The organism is Bradyrhizobium uaiense (assembly GCF_010811875.1).
In the GTDB taxonomy this organism is placed as follows: Bacteria; Pseudomonadota; Alphaproteobacteria; order Rhizobiales; family Xanthobacteraceae; genus Bradyrhizobium; species Bradyrhizobium uaiense.
Genome location: NZ_VKHP01000072.1, coordinates 16,511 through 35,812 on the forward strand (window position 1 = coordinate 16,511; position 19,302 = coordinate 35,812).

Genomic DNA, 19,302 nt, shown 5'->3' on the forward strand with positions numbered 1-19,302 from the left:
TCATGCGGAGTTGTTGTAGAATGACTCTGCATGAGTGATTTGCCTTCCGATCCAGCAATGCTCCGACAAACCGTGATGGCGCTATCGTCACGGCTTGCAGCGTTGTCGGAGGAATGCAGCACGCTGGCGAACGAGCGTGATGCAGCGATCGCTCACCGCGACGCTGCGATCCAGGAGAACGACAAGCTCCTGATGATCCTGTCCCAGTACAAGCGCGCGATCTTCGGTGCGCGCTCCGAGACACTGGATATCGGACAGCTGTCTCTCTTCACCATCAGCGCACAGGCGGCTCGTGCCGCCGCCAACGACGATGTGATCGGCGGCAGGCTGCCTGACGGAGCGGAGGGCCGTGGAAAGCGACCGGCGCGACGCAACCGCGGGAAGCTTCCTTGCCGCGCATCGATGTCGTGATCGATATCGAGAGCCACAGCTGCCCCTGCTGCGGCGAGCAGCTGCACAAGATCGCGGAGACCGTCAAGGAAGCCTTCGACGTCATTCCGATACAGTACCGGATCAAGCGCATCGTGCGTCCGCGGTACGGCTGCCGGGGCTGCCGCCAGGGTGTGGTACAGGCACCCGCGCCGGCCCAGGCGATCGACGGTGGAATGGTGACGGAAGCCTTGCTGGCCCACGTCGCGGTGATGAAATACTACCGGCTGCCGCTGTATCGCCAGGAACAGATGTTTGCCGCCCAAGGCATCACGCTCGACCGGCAAACACTGGCCTCGTGGATGGGCCGCCTCGCTTGGTGGCTGAAGCCCCCTCTCGCGCTGTTGCACCACGCGGTGATGTCCTACCCGCGGCTGTTTGCCGACGAGACGCCGCTGCCAGTCCTCGATCCCGGCCGTGGCAGAACCAAAGTCTGCCAGTTCTGGGCGATCGCCACCGATGACCGCCCATGGGGCGGCCCGGCGCCGCCGGCGGTGATCTACGTGTTCGCCGAGGATCGCAAGGCGATCCGCGCCAAGCGGCTGTTCGGGGAGTACCGCGGCATCCTGCAGTCGATGGCTATGCCGCCTACAAGGGCCTGATCAAGAGCGGCAGCCGTCTGATGCAGCTGGCGTTCTGCTTCGCGCATGCGCGGCGGAAGTTCTGGGACGTTCACGTCGCGACGAAGTCGCCGATTGCTGCGGAAGCGCTGCAGCGGATCGCGATGTTCTACGCCGTTGAGGATCGCATTCGCGGTTTGCCGGCGACGCAACGAGTTGCGGTGCGACAATCCGACACCAGACCGCTGATCGAGGACTTCAAGCCCTGGCTCGAAGCGCGACTGCTGGAAGTCTCGAAGAAATCCGGCCTTGGCAAGGCGATCCGCTACACTCTCAACCATTGGGAAGGCCTGACGCGATTCATCGATGATGGGCGCATCGAGATTGACAGCAATACGGTCGAGCGCGGCATCAAGCCGATCGGGTTGGGAAAGAAGAACTATCTGTTCGCGGGTAGTGACGTTGGCGCGACATACTGCTCATCTGGTGATGCCCTTACAAAGGAAGGAGATTTTGCTGCGGATCTCGAGATATCGGGCGACGTGATCGTCTGGCATCGGCTTCGCGACACACAGCGTCCCGCTGCAGGTCGGCGAGCTGGATAATCCAGGGCGCCCCGCCGCACAGTTGCCGGGCCGGAAGGGTGCCACTGCGGACCATCCGAAAGGCTGTCGTGCGACTTACCTTCAGAAGGTCGGCGGCTTCATCCAACGTCACTTCGGCGCGCTCGGCTCGTTCACCTTCGCGGTAGACAGGAATGCCGTTGGTGTTCCGGAGACTGCAGACGCTGGATCGTGTCCAACTCGCTCCATGTGCAGTCAGCTTGCCAGACCGATTGAGGATCGCAGCGATTGCCGTGTCCGATAATTGCCTCGCCAATGCTCGAACAAGATCGAGGACATCGGCTTCGACCGTCCAGCGGGTCTGTCCGATCTTGTTCTTTTTGACCGTCAACTGGGTATGATCGCCGCCTTGCCAGTGGATGATGAGCGCCAATGTATCGCCCACGACATCGACGATGATCTCTTTGACAAGCAGCCTGATGATCTTCTTGCGTGTCTCGATGGATGCCCCAGGACTGTTCCACGCCTTGGTCAAATCCTTGCCGAGAGTCATTAGCCTCGCGCGATCCGCGGCGGAAAGCGCCGGAGCATGCTGCGTCTGTTTGAGGGTCTCAAGCTGGGCCTCCAGGTCGCGCAGTTGAACCAGCCTTTCGTTCCAGCGCCGCTCCAACTCACTGGCAACCAGCCGATTATCAGGATCGACGGCGTCGTACTGCCGCCGTGCTCGGACGGCTTCGTATTGAGTATGCTGGATTGCGTTCTCAATGTGCCGGCGCTTGTCGCAATGATGCACGCTCTGGGCTTCCATCGCGGCCAACGCCGCTTCAATCCCAAGGGGCTGCAGTCGATCCAGCACCTCCTGGGCGATGACGCGATCGACCCGCATGCCGCCGAAGCCGATACAGTTGTCGGCCGCTTTGGTGCCGAACGCTCCGCGACAGGCATATCGCTGTGTGTTACCGCCTTTGCCAGTGTAGTGGATGTGCAGGCGTCGGCCACAGCGCGCGCAACGGAACAATCCCGGCAGCAAGGCTTCGCCGCGTCTTATAGAGCCGCGCCCCATATAGCTCTTCCCATTGGCGTTGTCGGCGATCAGGTGCTGATTCCTCTCGAACTCAGTCCAGGCAATGTAGCCCTCATGATGGTCGTGGATCAAAACCTCCCAATCCTTCCAATTGCGCCGGAGCGTGTCGCGCATGATCCGCTTGCGGCCATCCTTGATCGTCACACGTGTCCCCCGTCGACCGTAGGCGTAAGAGCCGGCGTAAACCGGATTCGTCAGCACGTGGTATAGCGTGTGATAAACGGGTGCCTTCCATTCGACCGGGCGTTTGCCGCGACCTTGCACGATCGCTGGAACGAGAACGTTCTCCTGCCTGAGCCAAAGCAGCACCTGCCGGATTGACTGGAGCTCAGCGAATTTGCGGAAGACGAGCAAGATGCCGTCCTGGACGCGCCGATCAGGATCCTTCTCGATACGGCTGTCATCCGTCTTCACGTAGCCGACGGCGACGGTCAAATGGAGTTCGCCTCGTCGCGCCTTTTGGCGCATGGCCTCAAGGGACCGTTGCCGGAAGATCGACAACTCCATCTCACTCATGGTGCCCTTCATACCAAGCAATAGCCGGTCATTGGGTGAGCGTGGATCATAGATGGCTTCCTCATCGACAATCAGTGTGCCGACCAGGCCGCAGAACTCCAGCAAAGTGTGCCAATCCCGGCCGTTCCGGGCAAGGCGTGATGCCTCGAGCGATACCACGGCGCCAACCCGCTCTTCGCAAATTGCGGCCAGCAGCTTCTCGAAGCCCGGTCGGACCGTTCCGCCACCGGATCGGCCGAGATCATCATCGACAAGCTGGACGTCCTCCCAGCCGAGCTGCCGCGCGCGTTCGACCAAGCCATACTGGCGTCGCTGGCTCTCAAGATTGTTGACGACCTGATACACTGTCGATTGGCGGACATACACGAAAGCGGCGCGAGCCAGGTGTGCAGGCGCGACCTTACTCATTGCCTGCTTCCTTTTTGCCGCTGGCCTGAGGTTCGTTGGCCGGCTTCGTCGCCGCTTCCGTCAGCAATGCTCGCAGAAGCGCCAGCGCCCTTTGGCGTTCGGCGCCTCTCATGTCGCTGGGCTGGGTTAGGGGAAGGAACAGATCCATTTGCGTACGACACCGCCTTCTCATCGCCGAATCCTCCGGGGCTTACTTCTTCCGGACGACAGGCTACGGTCTGATCAATCAGACTACGAAGTTCGAGAAGTTGGCTGACGGGAAGGCGCGGAACCGTTACAATCTCCGTCGAACATGCCGCCGGATCAAACATCCAGCCCGGCACCTGGAAGGAGCCGCCCTGCGGTTGCCGAATCAAGAAATAATGAACACCGTCGTGCTCATGATCGCCGGTCACCACGACCGTTCGGCCAGTCAGCGGGTGGTATGGATAGGCGATCACTGCTTCGAATGTCAGAAACCCGGCATTATGGCCCCGGCTCGGAAGGCGGGGCCGAGACGTGGGCCACTCTCGCGTCGCTCATCAACACGGCAAAACTTCACGACATCGACCCGCGGCACTATCTTAGTGACGTTCTCGAGCGCATCGTCTCCGGACGCACCAAGATCAATCAGCTGAACACGCTGTTGCCGTGGCATTGGAAAGCCGCGCGCGACGGTTCCGAGGCAAAGATCGCCGCTTGATCAGTTCGACGGCAAGGCGTCGGGAACTTCCTGCGCATCGCTGGCGTCGTCGTAAATCTCTTCGCGGATCACGCGCAGCGTCACCTCGTGCAGATACACTTGCAGCGCACCCTCAAGCTCTGTGAACTCCGGCAGCAGGACCCGATCAACGAAGCCCCGTGACGCACGGACCATCACCGTGTTGCGTCGCTGCCGGCGATAGCGAAACGGCCGCAGCCCATATCGGCGGCAAAGCGCCAGAAACAAGTGCCGAGACCACTGGTCGGGAAGTGAGAATTGCTGTTCGATCGGTGGATCGTGGCGAGCAAGTTCCTCGACCCGGGCCCGCACCCGCTGCAGTGCGGCTTCCGCTGCAAGGCGCTCACCAGCAGTTCCGGCACCCACGAACAACGCCTCGATCTTCCGAAGCTTCTCGCGCAGCTGCGACTCGCTGGTCATTCTGATCCCCGTTGCCCGCTCCGAACCGGGATCAACCCATCATCGCGCGCCGGCGGCGTCAATCATCCCGACCGTGCTATCCAGAGCATTCCGCGCAGGTCAAGCCCAGGAACCGGTGATCCTCTCGTGACGCTCACTGAGCATGCGCTTCGACCCGTCGGGATTGCCTAGGATTAACGCCCCAGTGTCTCCGTTGAATCCTGCGTAGCTGCGGCCCATTCGATCCGACTTGGGTTTCACGCGCCCTGCGGTCCGCCCACCCGCTACGCGTCATCAAAGGATTGTTCGAAACCGGACATTCCCGCGCAGCGTATTGAAGCCCTCGGATCAGGTGCGGGCGGCTGGTCGCGACGAAAGGAGCGGCGTTCCGGCTGTATCTGCGGCCGGCGAGGGTCGTGGGCGATTATCTGCCCGGGGACAGCCGATCGGTTCGTATACCAGGATCGACCCAGGCTGCGGCGATGCGGGATTTAGCTCGACTGGTAAATCCGGTTGGTTGGGCGGACCGACGGACGCTTATCGCAGAGCCGCAGATCGGATCGACCGGAAGAACAGCCCTCATTCTCGGCATGGGAATTGCTGGCCCGCTCCTCGAACGAGCCGCTGCCCGCACATGTCTGGTCGTACGACGCCGCAGGAGAACCCTCTCCATTTCTGTCACTGCAACGCTCGCTTCGGGAATAGGACTGTGCAGCCGCAAACCTGGGCCGCAACCCCAGCAACGCAATCATGGTGAGTTGGCTTGCGTTGCTAGGCGTCCTTCCGACCCACCAGGGAGGAACGAAATGAGTGAGCGGAATTTGGCCGAAATCGATCTTCACAACCTACACGTCTTGGATCCGCTGATTGGGAAATGTCAGCAGTTGGTAAGGGAAGTGGCAATTCCCTACCAATGGGAGGTGCTGAACGATCGCAATCCCGAGGCGATACCGAGCCACGCGGTGGAGAACTTCCGCATCGCCGCAGGAGATGCGAGAGGCGAGTTCCATGGAACGGTTTTTCAGGACAGTGACGTCGCAAAATGGCTAGAGGCGGTTGCTTGGTCACTATGCCAGGCACCCAATCCAGAGCTGGAGAAGGCTGCCGACGAGCTGATTGAATTGATTGCGACCGCCCAATGTGGCGATGGCTATCTTAACACCTATTTCATACTGAACGCGCCTCGGGAGCGCTGGAGCAACCTAGCGGAGTGCCACGAGCTTTACTGCGCCGGCCATTTGATTGAAGCGGGTGTCGCTTTCTTTCAGGCGACTGGCAAACGGCGATTGCTCGAGGTTGGTTGCAGACTTGCTGACCACGTCTACACGGTTTTCGGCCCGGAACGCGATCAGCTACATGGCTACGATGGCCACCCGGAAATTGAACTTGCGTTGGCGCGCCTCTACGAAGTGACGCATGAGCAGCGATATCTCACGCTAGCCAATTTTTTCGTGGAGAAACGCGGCTCGGAGCCACATTTTTACGACATTGAGTACGAGAAGCGCCGGCAATCCTGTGCCACAGAATCAGGCGGCCTGCCCTGGATGTTAAAAAACAAAGCATATAGCCAAGCGCATTTGCCACTTTCCAAGCAGCGGACTGCCACCGGCCATGCGGTTCGCTTTGTATACCTCATGACTGGGGTAGCGCATCTTGCGCGTCTGCGTCAGAACGATCAGCAACGTCAGACTTGCCTACGGCTGTGGCAAAACATGGTGCGGCGCCAGATCTATATCACCGGCGCCATCGGCTCGCAAAGCGCGGGCGAAGCGTTTAGCTGCGATTACGATCTGCCGAACGATACGGCGTACGCGGAAAGTTGCGCGTCCATTGGCCTAATGATGTTCGCTCGTCGTATGCTGGAGATGGAGCTGGATGGTCAATATGCCGACGTGATGGAGCGCGCGCTCTACAATACCGTTCTCGGCAGTATCGCGTTCGACGGTCGTCATTATTTCTATGTTAACCCGCTCGAAATGCATCCCAAAACGCTGAGGTCCAATGGCATTTATAATCATGTCTCGCCGGTGCGAAGGCCCTGGTTTGGCTGCGCGTGCTGTCCACCGAACATCGCACGGCTTTTCGCATCGATTGGTCATTATATCTATACGCTCCGCGCCGATGCGCTCTATGTAAATCTCTACGTCGGCAATAGGGTGGAAATGTCGGTCGGCGGGGCTAAGCTGCGACTGCTCATGAACGGCAACTATCCCTGGAAAGACGAGGTGGAGATCGCCGTCGAATCCGCATTGCCAATTTCTCACACGCTCGCTCTGCGCCTACCACAATGGTGCAGCGCGCCGGCGGCGAGCCTGAACGGAGAACGTATCAATTGCGAGCCACGAAATGGCTATTTGCACATTCACCGGACATGGAGGCAGGGAGATCGCGTCAAACTATTGCTGCCGATGAAAGTGCGTCGCGTCTACGGCCATCCGCAAGTTCGCAATTTGGCCGGCAAGGTGGCCATAGAGCGTGGCCCGTTAGTTTATTGCCTTGAGGAAGTCGACAACGGGACCGAGTTACACAACGTTTGGCTTCATGCAGACAGCCAGTTTTCGCTTGTCGACGGAACTGGTCTCTTCAAGGGCAAGATTTTGCTGGAGGCTGACGGAGTGCGACTGCAACACACGCAATCCGAAGAAGCGGCACTTTATCACTACGACAAGGTGCCTGGACAGCTAGAACCGCAGCGGTTGACATTCATTCCGTGGTTCAGCTGGGCTAACCGCGGCGAAGGCGAAATGCGGATTTGGATAAATGAGCGCTGACGCTGACAAAGGGCGCGCTTTCACGAGCCGCAGTTAGATAGGCGATATCGCCGGTCAAAGCCTGGACATCGTCAATCTATTTAAGACAACCCGCTTACGACCTGCACTGAACCATCGAAACGAAGAACAGGATATGAGCCGGTGCGGTGGGAGTTTGGAAAGCCAACGATCCGCTTGGAGTCAGCAGGCCAACATCGAACGATCCAATTGTTTGTGAAGAGGCATTCTGGGACTTGCTCGCGGCCTCATCAAACCTACTGAGTGCCAATGGCTTGAGCGCGCGCCGTGCTCGTTTGGAAGCAAGCACGGTGACAAGCCAGAGTGAAGTACGATTAGCGGGATCCACGCCAGGTTTTCGTAAGCCAGGCTGCCTATCAGCTCCACACGGCCTAACAGGCCTTTGACCAAGTGCAGAAATCTATGCCCGACGGGAGCACCAATCGCCATGTATAATCGCATCAACGGCTCGTACTACTACCAATCACCGCCCTTTGCCGAAGCTGACGAGCAGGCGGATGCAAACAGCTTTGCGGATGCGTTCACCCACATGCGGTTGGGCGAATCTGGCTCAAGCGGCAGCTCATTATCAGCAACAAGACCGTATTCGCTGGTTTCAACTCCTCCTGTGATAGAATTCAAAGATCGCAGATCATTCCGGGAAGCCGCGAAGGCCTATCATGGCGACGAGATCAAGTACATCGCCGATAACCCGCAAGAGTACTCCGACTTCGTGTCCGCTAGAGCAAGGCGAACTGCAGAAGTTGCCGAAGACTATGGAACAACCCGAGATTCCGACGACGCGCGATACTTCAGCTGCTAGTTGGGGAACAAGAGTGTCGGACTTCTAAGAATGGAGGGCGGCGACAGCATGACGGAGTTCGACGTCAAGAGATGGCAGCAGCTATTTCCGGGGCGAACTGGGACTACATCAACTGTGGACCTTCAAGTCGTTCATCCGCTTGTCGAGAACGCCGGCGACATCTTGCTTGAGCACCAGCTCCGAATGGATGGCGAAAGGCCATTGCTCATTTTGCGTCCGGCTAATCCAGAAGCAAGAGCCCGTGCGGCAAAGATGGGGTTCGTCGAGGTTGATGAAAGACAACATGGTTCTCGACCCAGAAAAGTCGGCCAATTGGATAAGGAACAGTAATGGTGAATGGTAGCGGAAAGGCACCACTGGCCGGTACCTTTCAAAAGCTGACGACAGTGACGGTAGCGATGACGAGAACGCAGTAAGCTCGTCAATGTACGACTACGAGGACGATTTCATGTGACGAGAGGATCTTACATAAGATCGTCGTCTAGACTATTTAGCGCCGCTCTTCGGAAAATCTTGCGTTACTAAGCGGCCTATTGCGGCCGCAGCCCGTAGAGAGCCTGCTGGCCTCGAGTGTGTCTAGAGTGCAGCCGCGTCGCCGGGCTTAGTGCCTACTGAGCAGCCGATCCGATGCGCAATGGAATGGCTCGCATCCGGTGATGGGCTGCGTCGGATCAGACCAAGATCCGCCTGGCCGCCGTTAGGCTGCCGGGCGTTTGGCATGAGTATCTGGGCGGCTTGGCTGTGGAGGTCTTGTACACCATCTAACATGCGCAGGAGTTGGGGAGGGTCGAAGAGGCCACCATAAGGGGTGGTCTGAAGAAAAGCGCGGAGCGATGCCAGGCACCATAGACAAGCAGGGCAAAAATGTGCCGACTGGCGCCGTAGCCGAAGGAGCTCGCGCAGAGCTTTCGCGCGCCAATCAATATCACCCAAAACACGCATGGTTTCTCACGATGGCCCCACAGGGAGCTTCTGAGTTGGACGAAGCTCTTTTGTTGCGCCAGGCGGTATGTCGCAATCGCATTTAGCTGCTACGAATCTGAGCGAAGAAGCGCTTGAGCTTGTCGAATAACTTCTGCGCAAGGTCACCTGAAGTGCCAAAAAGCAGAGACGAGCGGGGCCTAGAGGTGCCAAGTATACCGACCCTTGGTGGCAACGTCGTTCTGAGCGGCCTGATGCCTGGTGGACAGCTCACGGGCCAAGAAGGCAATACGACATCGACTGCCGCTGGTGCCACCTGATTTCGGAGAGCCCGCTTCAATAAGATCGCGCCGAGCTCGCGACCGGATCTCAACATTCAGGGCTGAAATGGCTCGCCGCCGGCTGATCGTTTCAAGTGCGTCCTCCGTTGCGGTTTTCCTTCAGTGCGGCATCGAGGTGCTCGATCAGTGCATGTCCGGCGAAGGGCTTGGCCAAGAAGCCAATCGCTCCTGCGCTCAAGGCTGAGGCGCGCACGCGGTCGTTCGGGAAGGCAGTAATGAAAATGAAGGGTACCCCGTAACCGCGGGTCCGCATTTCCGCCAGCAGGTCCAAGCCGCTCATAACCGGCATCTGCACGTCCGTAATTACGCAAGAGGTCTCGTTCAACCGCGGCGATCTCAAAAAATCCTCCGCCGATGTAAATGTTTGAACGATGTAGCCGCGCGATTTCAATAGGTTCTCCGTCGCCGCACGGACAGATGCGTCGTCGTCAACGACAGAAATCAAAGGCGTGGACAAGACGATCCCTCCTGGCGCGGGACTAACGGCTGCCGAGGCATTAGCCACCCTGGGCGAAAAGTGGGCGCGAGTGACGAAATTGTAAAATCATACTTAGGTTTGTTCAGAACGATTGGCGCCGATCCCCAGAGTCTCAGCCATTCTGATCAGATCGGCCAGTGAGCGGGCACGCATCTTTCTCATTACGTGTCCCCGGTAGATCTTGACCGTAATCTCGGCGAGGCCAAGCTCAGCGGCTACCTGCTTGTTCATCAGGCCGGAAGCGACCAGCTTCATCACCGCCTGTTCGCGCGGGCTTAGGGTCTCAAATAGGGACTGCAGGTTTGCGACGGTTTGCTGGGCCTCCCGTCTTTTGCGGTCGCGCTCGGTCGCGGCAATCACCGCGTCAAGCAATTCCTGATCGCGAAACGGTTTGGTAAGAAAATCGACCGCGCCTCCTTTCATCGCCCTGACGCTCATGGGAATGTCGCCATGGCCGGTAATGAAAATGATCGGAATATGTATGTTCAACTTCGCCAGCTCGGTTTGGAACTCCAGGCCGCTCAAGCCTGGGAGCCGGACATCAAGAACCAGGCAGCTAACAACATCCGGAAGTGTGCTCTGCAGCATTTCGCGGGCCGATCCAAATGCAGCGACGTCCAAACCTACCGATTGAAAAAGGTTGGTGAGCGACCGACGCATGGAGATATCGTCCTCGACGACGAAGACGATCGCCTTTGTCGAAGCCTCGGGATTGCTGCTTGGAGAGTCAAAGCGTTGCGTCATGAGACGATCTCCTCATGCAACGGCAGGGCAAACTGGAATGTCACGCCCGGCTCCTGCTTGCGCACCACGGACAGCCGTCCTCCGTGAGCCTCAACGATCGACCGGCAGATCGAAAGACCCATTCCAAGGCCGCTGGATTTCGTGGTGAAGAAAGGCTCTAGCACGCGGTCCGCATCATTCTCGGCGATCCCGACGCCCCAATCTGTCACGGCCACCTGCACATGCCCCATATCGTCCATAGACGACTGAATCAGCAACTCACGCTTTCGGTCCCTGACTGCGTCCATGGCTTCGATCCCGTTCATCACCAGATTGATGATCACTTGCTGCAACTGAATCCGGTCACCCAGAATCGTAGGCAGAGCTGCCGTCAGCTCGGTTCTTAACGCCACCTGGTGGCTCACCAGCTCTCGTGTCACCAGCACAATGACGTCCCTAACGACCTCATTGATATCGAGCGGGACCATCTCGATCTCGCCCTTCTTCGCAAGAGCGCGCACGCGACGGATCACTTCGCTTGCCCGTATTGCGTCTTCGATGATCCACTCAACCGAAGAGCGCGCCGCCGATAGATCAGGAGTTTCGCGGCCCATCCAACCGAGGCACGCGTCGGCGTTGCTGATAATTGCGGCGAGTGGCTGGTTGATTTCATGGGCAATGGAGGTTGTCAGCTCTCCTAACGTCGTCACACGTGTCACATGCGCAAGTTCCGCCTGTGCCTTCCGCAACTGTTGTTCGGCTTGATCTGCGCGAATAATAGCGGTGATGTCGGTGCTGACGCCGCGGTAGCCAAGGAACTTGCCGTTCGGATCAAAAAAGGGCTTGCCGCTCGTCCGAACGTAGATCGGAGATCCGGCCCGGTTGACAGTACGGTAGACCAGATCCCGGAACGGCAGATGCGCCTCCAGTGTGGCCCGGTGCTGCCGCCACTTCTCAGGTTCCTCTTCCACATCGCACGCAATGTCCCAGCGGAGCAGGCCCATCAATCCTGTCGCTAAGATTCCCGCAGCGCTGGTGTGCTCGGACAAGCGCGTAACCTGGTGATCCGGCCCAGTCTCCCAGAGCCAATCGGAAGCCGTCTCGGCGTAATCGCGAAACCGTTGCTCGCTTTCGCGCAGCGCAGCCAGTGTGTTTTCCAGGCGCTCTCTAGCGGCGTATTGCTCGGTCACATCCATATGCGTTCCGATCAGTTCGCTCACGCAGCCATCGTTGCCGACCACGATATGCGCAACGGAGTGTATGCGCCTTATCCCGCCGTCTTTTAGAAGAATTCGAAAATCATGCTCGAAGCGATCTTCCTTGAGCTCGATAGCCTGGCGGTGCACCTCCTGGAGCCCGGGGAGGTCGTCTGGATGGATGCGCGAGCGAATGGTCTCTATTGATACAGTCTCTTGCGGATCAAACTCAAACAGACGATCGACCTCGGCGGAGCGATACACAAAATCGAGCCCGTGAAAGTCCCAGGACCAACTGCCCGTGTGACTGAGATGCTGGGCTTCGGCGAGATAGGCCTCACTGCGGCGCAGCTTCTGCTCTGATTGCCGCTCCGCGGTAACATCCGTCGCTGCTCCGACAAACTCAATATCACCGCTGGCGGTTCTCGTGGCTCGTGCCCGCGCATGGATGTGCTTCACCGAGCCGTCCGGCAGCAGCAGCCGGTATTCATGTTCGAAATCCTTCGGATCTCGCATCACCCGATCAATGACCTCTTGAACCGAAGCCCTATCATCTGGATGGGTGCGCTCGACGACGAGGTGCGGCGACGGAACGGTCTGCGGGTCCAACTCAAATATTCGAAACGTCTCCTTTGACCAGAAGACCTCGCCGGTGACGACGTTCCAGCCGAAGCTGCCCGTATTGCTCAGCTCCTGCGCCTGGGCCAAATGTGCTTCGCTCCGCTGCAGGGCAAACTCGGTCCGCTTCCGTTCCGTGATATCTTCGCAGGATATCAGAACAATGGGCCGGTCATCAGCCCAGAGCATGGCTTTGGCATTTTCACGTACCCACAGTACCGAGCCATCGTTCCTGACTTTCCGGGCCTCCCAGGTCCGCGATTGACCGATATCTTCAAGGCAGGCGCGAATGCATTCGCGAGCTAACTCGCGATCCTCCTCCAGAAAGACTCCCAGGATGGAATGGCCGATCAGTTCGGAACGCGCATAGCCGAGCTGTGCCGCGCCGAACGTATTGGTATTGAGGACGGTACCGGCTTCGTCGACCATGACGTACATGGCCGGATTGTGTTCAAAGATTGCTTGCCAGCGTTTCTCGCGGTCCTCCAAATCGGCCGCGCTGATCCGGAGTTTGGCTGCGGCCTCACGCGCGGCTTGGCTTCCTTGGCGGACTTTTCCCATCAGGTGCGTTCCAATGATCGAGACAATGAAGAACGCAACGACCACCGGAAGATCTTGTGGGTCATCGATCCGCAGACTGAACGCTGGCGGCGCAAAGTAGTAAGCCAGAGCTACGATGGCCACGACACAAAGCGCGGATGACGCGATGAGGCTGCCCATCAACGAAAACAGCAATACGACTAACAAATAGGCGAACGCCGTCGCAGCGAACTGCGCGTGAAGGTACAAGCAAGCCAGCGTTACCACGGCCAACGTTATGCTGCCGAAGGTAAACTGAGGGGCTGAAACTTTCAAACTGCTGATCTGGCTACGCATTTTTATATCGTCCGGCCTTTTCTCCGGCGGGAGAGCTATAACATTTTAGGCAAAAATGAGGCAATCCTTTCCGTGCCGACAGACGCTCGTACGCGGTTCCGAGATTGATTGCCTTCTGTTGAACTCAGCACGCGCCGAAGGAAGACGCATTACAAACGTACGTATAGTTGTCCTAAACCTTTCAATATTGCATCCTGACCTCTGTACAATCGAGGCTGGGTTGTCTGCTTTCCTCCGCCGCCGGTGACCTCGGGGCAGGCATTCGAGGCTGCGGCCGAGGACCGCCGCCGCGACGCAGTGGCACCCACGACGAGGACAAGGACTTCAGTTCAGCCAGGACGTCGCGGCCGAAAAAGCAGGCCCCTTGTCGAACCCGGAAAGGGCAGGTGCAAGCTGCGGGACCACGCATCTCGCGATCGATCATGCGGAAGGGAGCGCAATGTAATGTGCCGAGATAGCAAGGCGAAGTTATGCAACTGCTATTTATGCCTCGCGGCCATGTCCGCCCAGGCTCGATGCCGACGAGCCGTCAGCCGGAATCCAGGGCGGGTATATGAAGGCCGAGCCGACACTTGCTTCTGCGAGCTGCCTCGTCTCAGTCAAGGTGCCAATCTAGTCCACGCTGATCACATCCATCGCGATCTGATACGCACCGTAGTACTGAGTTGCACGGAAGACGCTACCGCCTCGTCGGCCGGGCGAGGCAAGTGTGTTGACCACGCACATGGGCATTTGTGGGCAGGTCAACACCTTGGTCCGTCACGCTGGATACGTTCTTTCGCAGTCTTACGGTCTGGCTCGGCAATGTTGCACAGGCGCTCGGCTGGCCAGAAGCCTGACCTCGAAAGACCACGCTTGAAAATGACTTTCTAAAACTGCAGCTCCTTATCGCGTACGGTAACCCCTCACAGGCGACTGCCGGGGGCGTGACGCGGAGCAAGAGCTGCGTTCTGGGGATGCCGTGGGAGAAAGCTCCGATTCGCAGATCAGGCACGGTGCCGACTTGAACTACGAAGAATCGTGAATGCGGTTGCGCTTGGATTCGACGCGTCTTGCAATGACGGCGACCAAGATCCGCGGCCTACCTCCCTGTGTCGACAGTGGTGGGCCGGTCGAGCCGAGCGTGCAACGTCGCGTGCTCTAGCTCGCCTTCCCACCAGGATACGAAGACGGCTGCAATGCCATTGCCAGTGATGTTGGTAAGGGCGCGTACTTCGCTCATGAACTTGTCGATCGAGAACACGATTGCCATACCCGGTACCAGCGCTGGGTTGACGACCGACAATGTTGCGGCGAGCGTGATGAAGCCCGCGCCGGTGACGCCGCTTGCCCCCTTGGAGGTCAGCATTGCCACGAGCAAGATCGTGAGCTGTTGGCCAAAGGTGAGATCGACTCCGAGCGCTTGGGCAACGAACAATGTAGCAAGCGTCATATAGATGTTGGTGCCATCGAGGTTGAAGGAGTACCCAGTTGGGACCACTAGGCCGACCACGGGCTTGGAGCAGCCCAGCCGCTCAAGTTTCTCCATCAATTGCGGCAGCGCGCTTTCCGAGGAGGAAGTGCCGAGCACGATCAAAAGCTCGTCCTTGATATAGACAATGAACTTGAAAATCGAAAAGCCGATGATGCGTGCGATAACGCCGAGCACCACCACAACAAAAAGCGCAGCCGTCACGTAAAATAGCGCGATCAGACCGATCAGATTACCGAGCGCTGCCGGCCCGAACTTGCCAATCGTGAAGGCCATAGCGCCGAAGGCCCCGATGGGGGCCGCTTTCATGATGATGGCGATTACGCCGAACACCGCGCGCGCGACGTCGTCAATCATGCCGCGCAACCGCTCCCCGCGTTCTCCTAGCGCCATCAGAGAAAAACCGAACAGGATCGCGAACAGGAGTACCTGCAAAACATCGCCGCGAGCGAACGCGCCGACCACGGTATCGGGAATGATGTTGAGGATGAAATCGACGCTCTTGGACGCTTCCGCTTGCTTGACGTAATTGGCGACCGCTGCCGCGTCCGGCTTGAGTGCAAGGCCACGACCGATTTGGATCAGATTACCCATAATAAGGCCCAATAGCAGCGCAAAGCTGGAGACGATCTCGAAATAGACCAATGCCTTGACGCCGACGCGACCGACTTTCTTTGCATCCTGAATGTGCGCGATGCCGGATGCGACGGTGCAGAAGATGATCGGTGCGATCACCATCTTGATGAGTTTGATGAATCCGTCACCGAGCGCCTTGATCCAATCGTTGGTCGCGACAGATGGCCACAGCCAACCGACCAAGGCACCAACCACGATGGCGATCAACACCTGGATGTAGAGGATCTTATACCAAGTCTGCGACGCGCGCGCGGGTGCCGCGGTTGCCATGGTGGTCATGACGCTTCCTTCCCGAATATACTCGAATGCAAGCCGCCGCGTCGTTGAGAGGCGACAGCATCATGCGAGGCTCGTTGTTTTAGCCGTGTCCGATTGAAGACGATCCGCGAGGCGGCGCGTCATCCCAAAGGCAGGCGTCCAGTTACGTTATCTTTTTTCGCTAAGCAAGATATGCACCAGATGCCCGATCTGCGGCCAATCAAGTGTTCGCGGATAAACTCGCCATTGGCTCGATCCAAATGCTCGCACCGCGGTCGCAAGCCCGAACATGACGTGGCGGCATAATACGCATCTTTGGTCGGCTGGGCGTAGTGTGGGCACTTCTCGACCTAGAAGCCTAGCGTGATCGGTATGCGCTGACTGATAAGATTGATGCAACACTGCGTGAGATTGGTAAAATCGATAGTTTCGATTGTAGGCATTCACGCAATGGATGTCTGGCACATCGAAGATCTAGAACCCGATTGCCTGCAAATTCTGAGATGGAAGCGCTGCATTTTCGCTAGCGGCAAAGCATGTCCGTTCGCGGGGCATTTGTCTCCAGGTGATGTGACCGCACAGTTCAGCAGAAGACGGGCATCTGCTTGTGCGTACAAGAGCTCGCAGAGGTCTTCCAAGAAGAAGCAATCTTATGACCCTTGAAGTCCTTCCGTCTGTTGCCGATTTCAGTGGCAACGTGGCACCTCAAGACGGACTACCGTCGCCGCTGCTCGGCCTCGCGGTTGGCCAGGGGTGTGGCGCCGCCGGCGTTGACATAGGGGCTTCAAATCGAGAACACCGCACATGCTGCGAAAGCCCCCGCATGTAGGCGCGCGCTACAGAACCGAATCGTCGTTCGATGAGAATCTCCGAGCACGGGCGCATGCGGCGCGGCTGCCGCGGCGCAAGATGAATGGGCGCACTGATTCCGTGGTTTTGATCGGATTGTCCAAGCATGCGCGATGCTTGAGCAACGCGCCTTCATGCCATCCGTGCGCATTGGGGGAGGGGCTGCCACTATCGTAAATAGTGCAGAGGCGCGCTTCGGCAAATTGGCGGAGGCCATTACCGACTGTCGCGGCCGGATCGCACGGACCAATGGCGCCTTCAGCTTGGGTGTCGAATGTCGCCCATCGGATTTTGCTATCGCTTCGGGGCGCGCTTCTGCATGATGTCGGCATTAATAAAGTGCTGCCATTCGCGCTGCCCATTTCACCTGGAGGTATCAAGCTCGATCGGATCTCGGGCTATCGCGCGGCTGCTGCGCACGCTGGAGGTTGCGCTTATCTGGAGCCGCACGCTTGAGAAGCGCCGTGCATATGGCGCAGGGCTGCCAAAGATCGCGGGCGCGACGCACTAGATGATTCGAGAGTGCGGGCCGGTCTCGGCACTATGGCCTCCACGTCCGATCCCGGCAAAGGGGGAGGGCTGTGCTGCCGGCCAGGCAGTGCCCCGTGCTGAGAGCCCGATCAGGTTAGGGACCCAGCAGATCGCCATATGAGGTCAGCGCAGATTCTGGGGCGAGATGCGGTCGGGCATGCGCGCCGGCGAGGTCGAACTCAGCGGGTACTGCCGTTTAGCCGCGCGCTAACCCAAGCTGATGCTTGGCTGGCGAGATCGATTTAGGACCTTTTCTGTATACACATTTTCCGGGCTTGCCACTCAGTTATGCATTTGCGGCCACACTTCAACCGAAGTTACCGGATATTGTATACATGTAGTGTCCAGAGTTGAAGGGGTTGATACGTGAGCCGGTGCTTTCCGATGAATGTCTGGTACGCAGCCGCTTGGGATGCCGAGGTGAAGCAGGCCTTGTTGCCGCGCACGATCTGCGGCAGGCACGTGGTGATGTATCGGCGCACCAATGGCGAAGTGGTAGCGCTCGAGGACGCCTGTTGGCATCGACTAGTGCCTCTCTCAAAAGGCCGCCTTGAGGGCGACAGCGTTGTCTGCGGCTATCATGGTCTGAAATTCAACGCGCAGGGCCGCTGCACCTTCATGCCCTCGCAGGAAACGATCAATCCCTCCGCCTGTGTGCGTGCCTATCCCGTCGTCGAGCGCCATCGCTTCGTCTGGCTATGGATGGGTGATCCGGCGCTAGCCGACCCGGCCTTGGTGCCGGACATGCACTGGAACGATGATCCCGCTTGGGCCGGCGATGGTGATACCATTCATCTGAAATGCGATTATCGTCTGGTTATCGACAATCTCATGGACCTGACGCACGAAACTTTTGTGCACGGCGCCAGTATCGGCAATGACGCCATCGCGGAAGCGCCGTTTGACGTCACTCATGGGGAGAAGGCCGCCACCGTAACGCGCTGGATGAAGGGGATTACCGCGCCGCCATTTTGGGCCAAGCAGTTGCAAAAACCCGGTCCGGTGGACCGCTGGCAAATCATTCGTTTCGAAGCCCCGTGCACGATCAATATCGACGTCGGTGTGGCGCCCACTGGAACCGGCGCGCCCGAAGGCAATCGCGCTGCCGGCGTCAATGGTCTTGTGCTCAACACGATCACGCCCGAAACGGAAACGAGCTGCCATTATTTCTGGGCATTTGTGCGCAATTATCGCTTAAACGAACAGCGCCTGACCACCGAGCTCCGCCAAGGCGTTTCTGGCATCTTCCGCGAGGACGAGGTCATCCTCGAGGCGCAGCAGCGCGCGATTGACGAAAATCCTGACCGCGCCGTTTACAATCTTAATATCGATGCGGGCGCGATGTGGGCCCGCCGCCTGGTAGACCGGATGATCGACGCCGAGAATCCATCGCACAGTCGGCAGGCCGCGGAGTAGGGCATGGCCGAGCGCGAAAGCGATCGCTCCGTCTCACAAACTGTACGTGCCCAGCTCAACTTGCGCGATCTGATCCTGTCCGGCGACTTGCGGCCGGGCGAGCGGATCTCCGAATTGCAGGCTGTTGAGACGACCGGCGCTTCGCGCACCCCGGTGCGAATGGCATTGGTCCGCCTGGAGGAGGAGGGACTTCTGGAAGCGATTCCTTCTGGCGGCTTCATGGTGAAGACGTTCTCCGAGCGAGATGTCATGGATTCGATTGAGCTGCGTGGCACGCTCGAAGGTCTCGCCGCTCGTTTTGCAGCCGAGCGCGGTGCTTCGTCGCGCGATCTCGAGCCCCTGAAACGATGCCTTGACGAGATCGACGGCGTGGTGCGGCAGGATCCAATCTCTGTGGACGCTTTCTCCTCCTACGTCGCACTCAATGCGCGCCTTCACGCCATGTTGACCGAATTGTCGCGTAGCCCGCCCTTGATCCGGCAGGTGGATCGCGCCTCCGCGCTGCCCTTTGCCTCCCCAAGCGGCTTTGTGATGACCCAATCGACACTGCCGGACGCGCGCGACACGCTCATGATTGCGCAAGATCAACACCGCGTCGTGATCGACGCAATCGAAAACCGCGAAGGTGCGCGCGCTGAGGCGATCATGCGCGAGCATGCGCGAGTGGCGGCGCGCAATTTGCGCTTGGTGCTCCAGAACAAGACGCATTTTGACCTACTGCCGGGGCTGGCGCTTATC

General features: G+C 58.6%; 11 protein-coding genes and 3 pseudogenes. 7 read left to right on the forward strand and 7 right to left on the reverse strand.

The features are described 5' to 3' along the window. Window positions 1-57: 57 nt before the first annotated feature. On the forward strand, window positions 58-411 hold the full coding sequence (locus FNJ47_RS51355; protein ID WP_235999960.1) for an IS66 family transposase: 354 nt from the start codon (window positions 58-60) through the stop codon (window positions 409-411). Next, window positions 408-1,594 (forward strand): annotated as a pseudogene (gene tnpC, locus FNJ47_RS18930) (IS66 family transposase). The gene FNJ47_RS51355 and the pseudogene tnpC overlap by 4 nt, the downstream one beginning before the upstream one ends. Here tnpC and FNJ47_RS18935 read toward each other — a convergent pair. After that, a complete protein-coding gene (locus FNJ47_RS18935) occupies window positions 1,485-3,560 on the reverse strand; it encodes a recombinase family protein (RefSeq protein WP_163155701.1) in 2,076 nt (691 codons plus the stop codon). The pseudogene tnpC and the gene FNJ47_RS18935 sit on opposite strands and share 110 nt — an antisense overlap. Next, window positions 3,557-4,000 carry a DUF5372 family protein gene (locus FNJ47_RS55525; protein ID WP_347341685.1) on the reverse strand — a complete coding sequence of 148 codons (444 nt, stop codon included), beginning with the start codon at window positions 3,998-4,000 and terminating at the stop codon, window positions 3,557-3,559. Before FNJ47_RS55525 ends, FNJ47_RS18935 begins: the two co-directional genes overlap by 4 nt. 35 nt (window positions 4,001-4,035) lie before the next feature. Between FNJ47_RS55525 and FNJ47_RS18940 the strand changes: the two are divergent. Beyond that, window positions 4,036-4,242, forward strand: a pseudogene (locus FNJ47_RS18940) (transposase domain-containing protein); the annotation flags it as partial. On the opposite strand, the gene FNJ47_RS18945 reads toward FNJ47_RS18940, so the two are convergent. Continuing rightward, complete coding sequence (locus FNJ47_RS18945; RefSeq protein ID WP_018268855.1) at window positions 4,243-4,680, reverse strand: hypothetical protein; 438 nt, start codon at window positions 4,678-4,680, stop codon at window positions 4,243-4,245. It lies immediately after the preceding pseudogene. A gap of 785 nt (window positions 4,681-5,465) precedes the next feature. Here FNJ47_RS18945 and FNJ47_RS18950 point away from each other — a divergent pair. Both FNJ47_RS18950 and FNJ47_RS55530 read left to right on the forward strand, forming a co-directional pair. Further along, window positions 5,466-7,430 (forward strand): glycoside hydrolase family 127 protein, encoded by a 1,965-nt coding sequence (locus FNJ47_RS18950; protein WP_163155703.1) that lies wholly within the window; start codon window positions 5,466-5,468, stop codon window positions 7,428-7,430. Between the two features lie 547 nt (window positions 7,431-7,977). Next, window positions 7,978-8,580 (forward strand): annotated as a pseudogene (locus tag FNJ47_RS55530) (effector protein NopP). 1,002 nt (window positions 8,581-9,582) lie between these two features. On the opposite strand, the gene FNJ47_RS18960 reads toward FNJ47_RS55530, so the two are convergent. The 4 genes from FNJ47_RS18960 to dctA all read right to left on the reverse strand — a co-directional run bounded on the left by FNJ47_RS18960 (window position 9,583) and on the right by dctA (window position 15,789). After that, complete coding sequence (locus tag FNJ47_RS18960) at window positions 9,583-9,969, reverse strand: response regulator transcription factor (RefSeq protein WP_163155705.1); 387 nt, start codon at window positions 9,967-9,969, stop codon at window positions 9,583-9,585. 93 nt (window positions 9,970-10,062) lie between these two features. Further along, the gene (locus FNJ47_RS18965) at window positions 10,063-10,734 is read right to left on the reverse strand and encodes a response regulator transcription factor (protein WP_163155707.1); all 672 of its coding nucleotides are present in this window, start codon (window positions 10,732-10,734) and stop codon (window positions 10,063-10,065) included. Next, window positions 10,731-13,403 (reverse strand): PAS domain S-box protein, encoded by a 2,673-nt coding sequence (locus FNJ47_RS18970; RefSeq protein ID WP_163155709.1) that lies wholly within the window; start codon window positions 13,401-13,403, stop codon window positions 10,731-10,733. The genes FNJ47_RS18965 and FNJ47_RS18970 overlap by 4 nt, the downstream gene beginning before the upstream one ends. A 1,081-nt stretch (window positions 13,404-14,484) precedes the next feature. Next, window positions 14,485-15,789, reverse strand: a complete 1,305-nt coding sequence (gene dctA, locus FNJ47_RS18975) for a C4-dicarboxylate transporter DctA (protein WP_163155711.1) — start codon at window positions 15,787-15,789, stop codon at window positions 14,485-14,487. Between the two features lie 1,725 nt (window positions 15,790-17,514). Here dctA and FNJ47_RS18980 point away from each other — a divergent pair. After that, a complete protein-coding gene (locus tag FNJ47_RS18980) occupies window positions 17,515-18,564 on the forward strand; it encodes a Rieske 2Fe-2S domain-containing protein (protein WP_163155713.1) in 1,050 nt (349 codons plus the stop codon). A gap of 3 nt (window positions 18,565-18,567) precedes the next feature. Further along, window positions 18,568-19,302: GntR family transcriptional regulator (locus FNJ47_RS18985; protein WP_163155715.1), on the forward strand; the 735-nt coding region annotated here is incomplete at its 3' end.

Coding starts and splice junctions, on each gene's coding strand:
- FNJ47_RS51355 (WP_235999960.1), top strand. CDS start 58: ATGCTCCGACAAACCGTGATGGCGCTATCGTCACGGCTTGCAGCGTTG.
- FNJ47_RS18935 (WP_163155701.1), bottom strand. CDS start 3,560: ATGAGTAAGGTCGCGCCTGCACACCTGGCTCGCGCCGCTTTCGTGTAT.
- FNJ47_RS18945 (WP_018268855.1), bottom strand. CDS start 4,680: ATGACCAGCGAGTCGCAGCTGCGCGAGAAGCTTCGGAAGATCGAGGCG.
- FNJ47_RS18950 (WP_163155703.1), top strand. CDS start 5,466: ATGAGTGAGCGGAATTTGGCCGAAATCGATCTTCACAACCTACACGTC.
- FNJ47_RS18965 (WP_163155707.1), bottom strand. CDS start 10,734: ATGACGCAACGCTTTGACTCTCCAAGCAGCAATCCCGAGGCTTCGACA.
- FNJ47_RS18970 (WP_163155709.1), bottom strand. CDS start 13,403: ATGCGTAGCCAGATCAGCAGTTTGAAAGTTTCAGCCCCTCAGTTTACC.
- dctA (WP_163155711.1), bottom strand. CDS start 15,789: ATGACCACCATGGCAACCGCGGCACCCGCGCGCGCGTCGCAGACTTGG.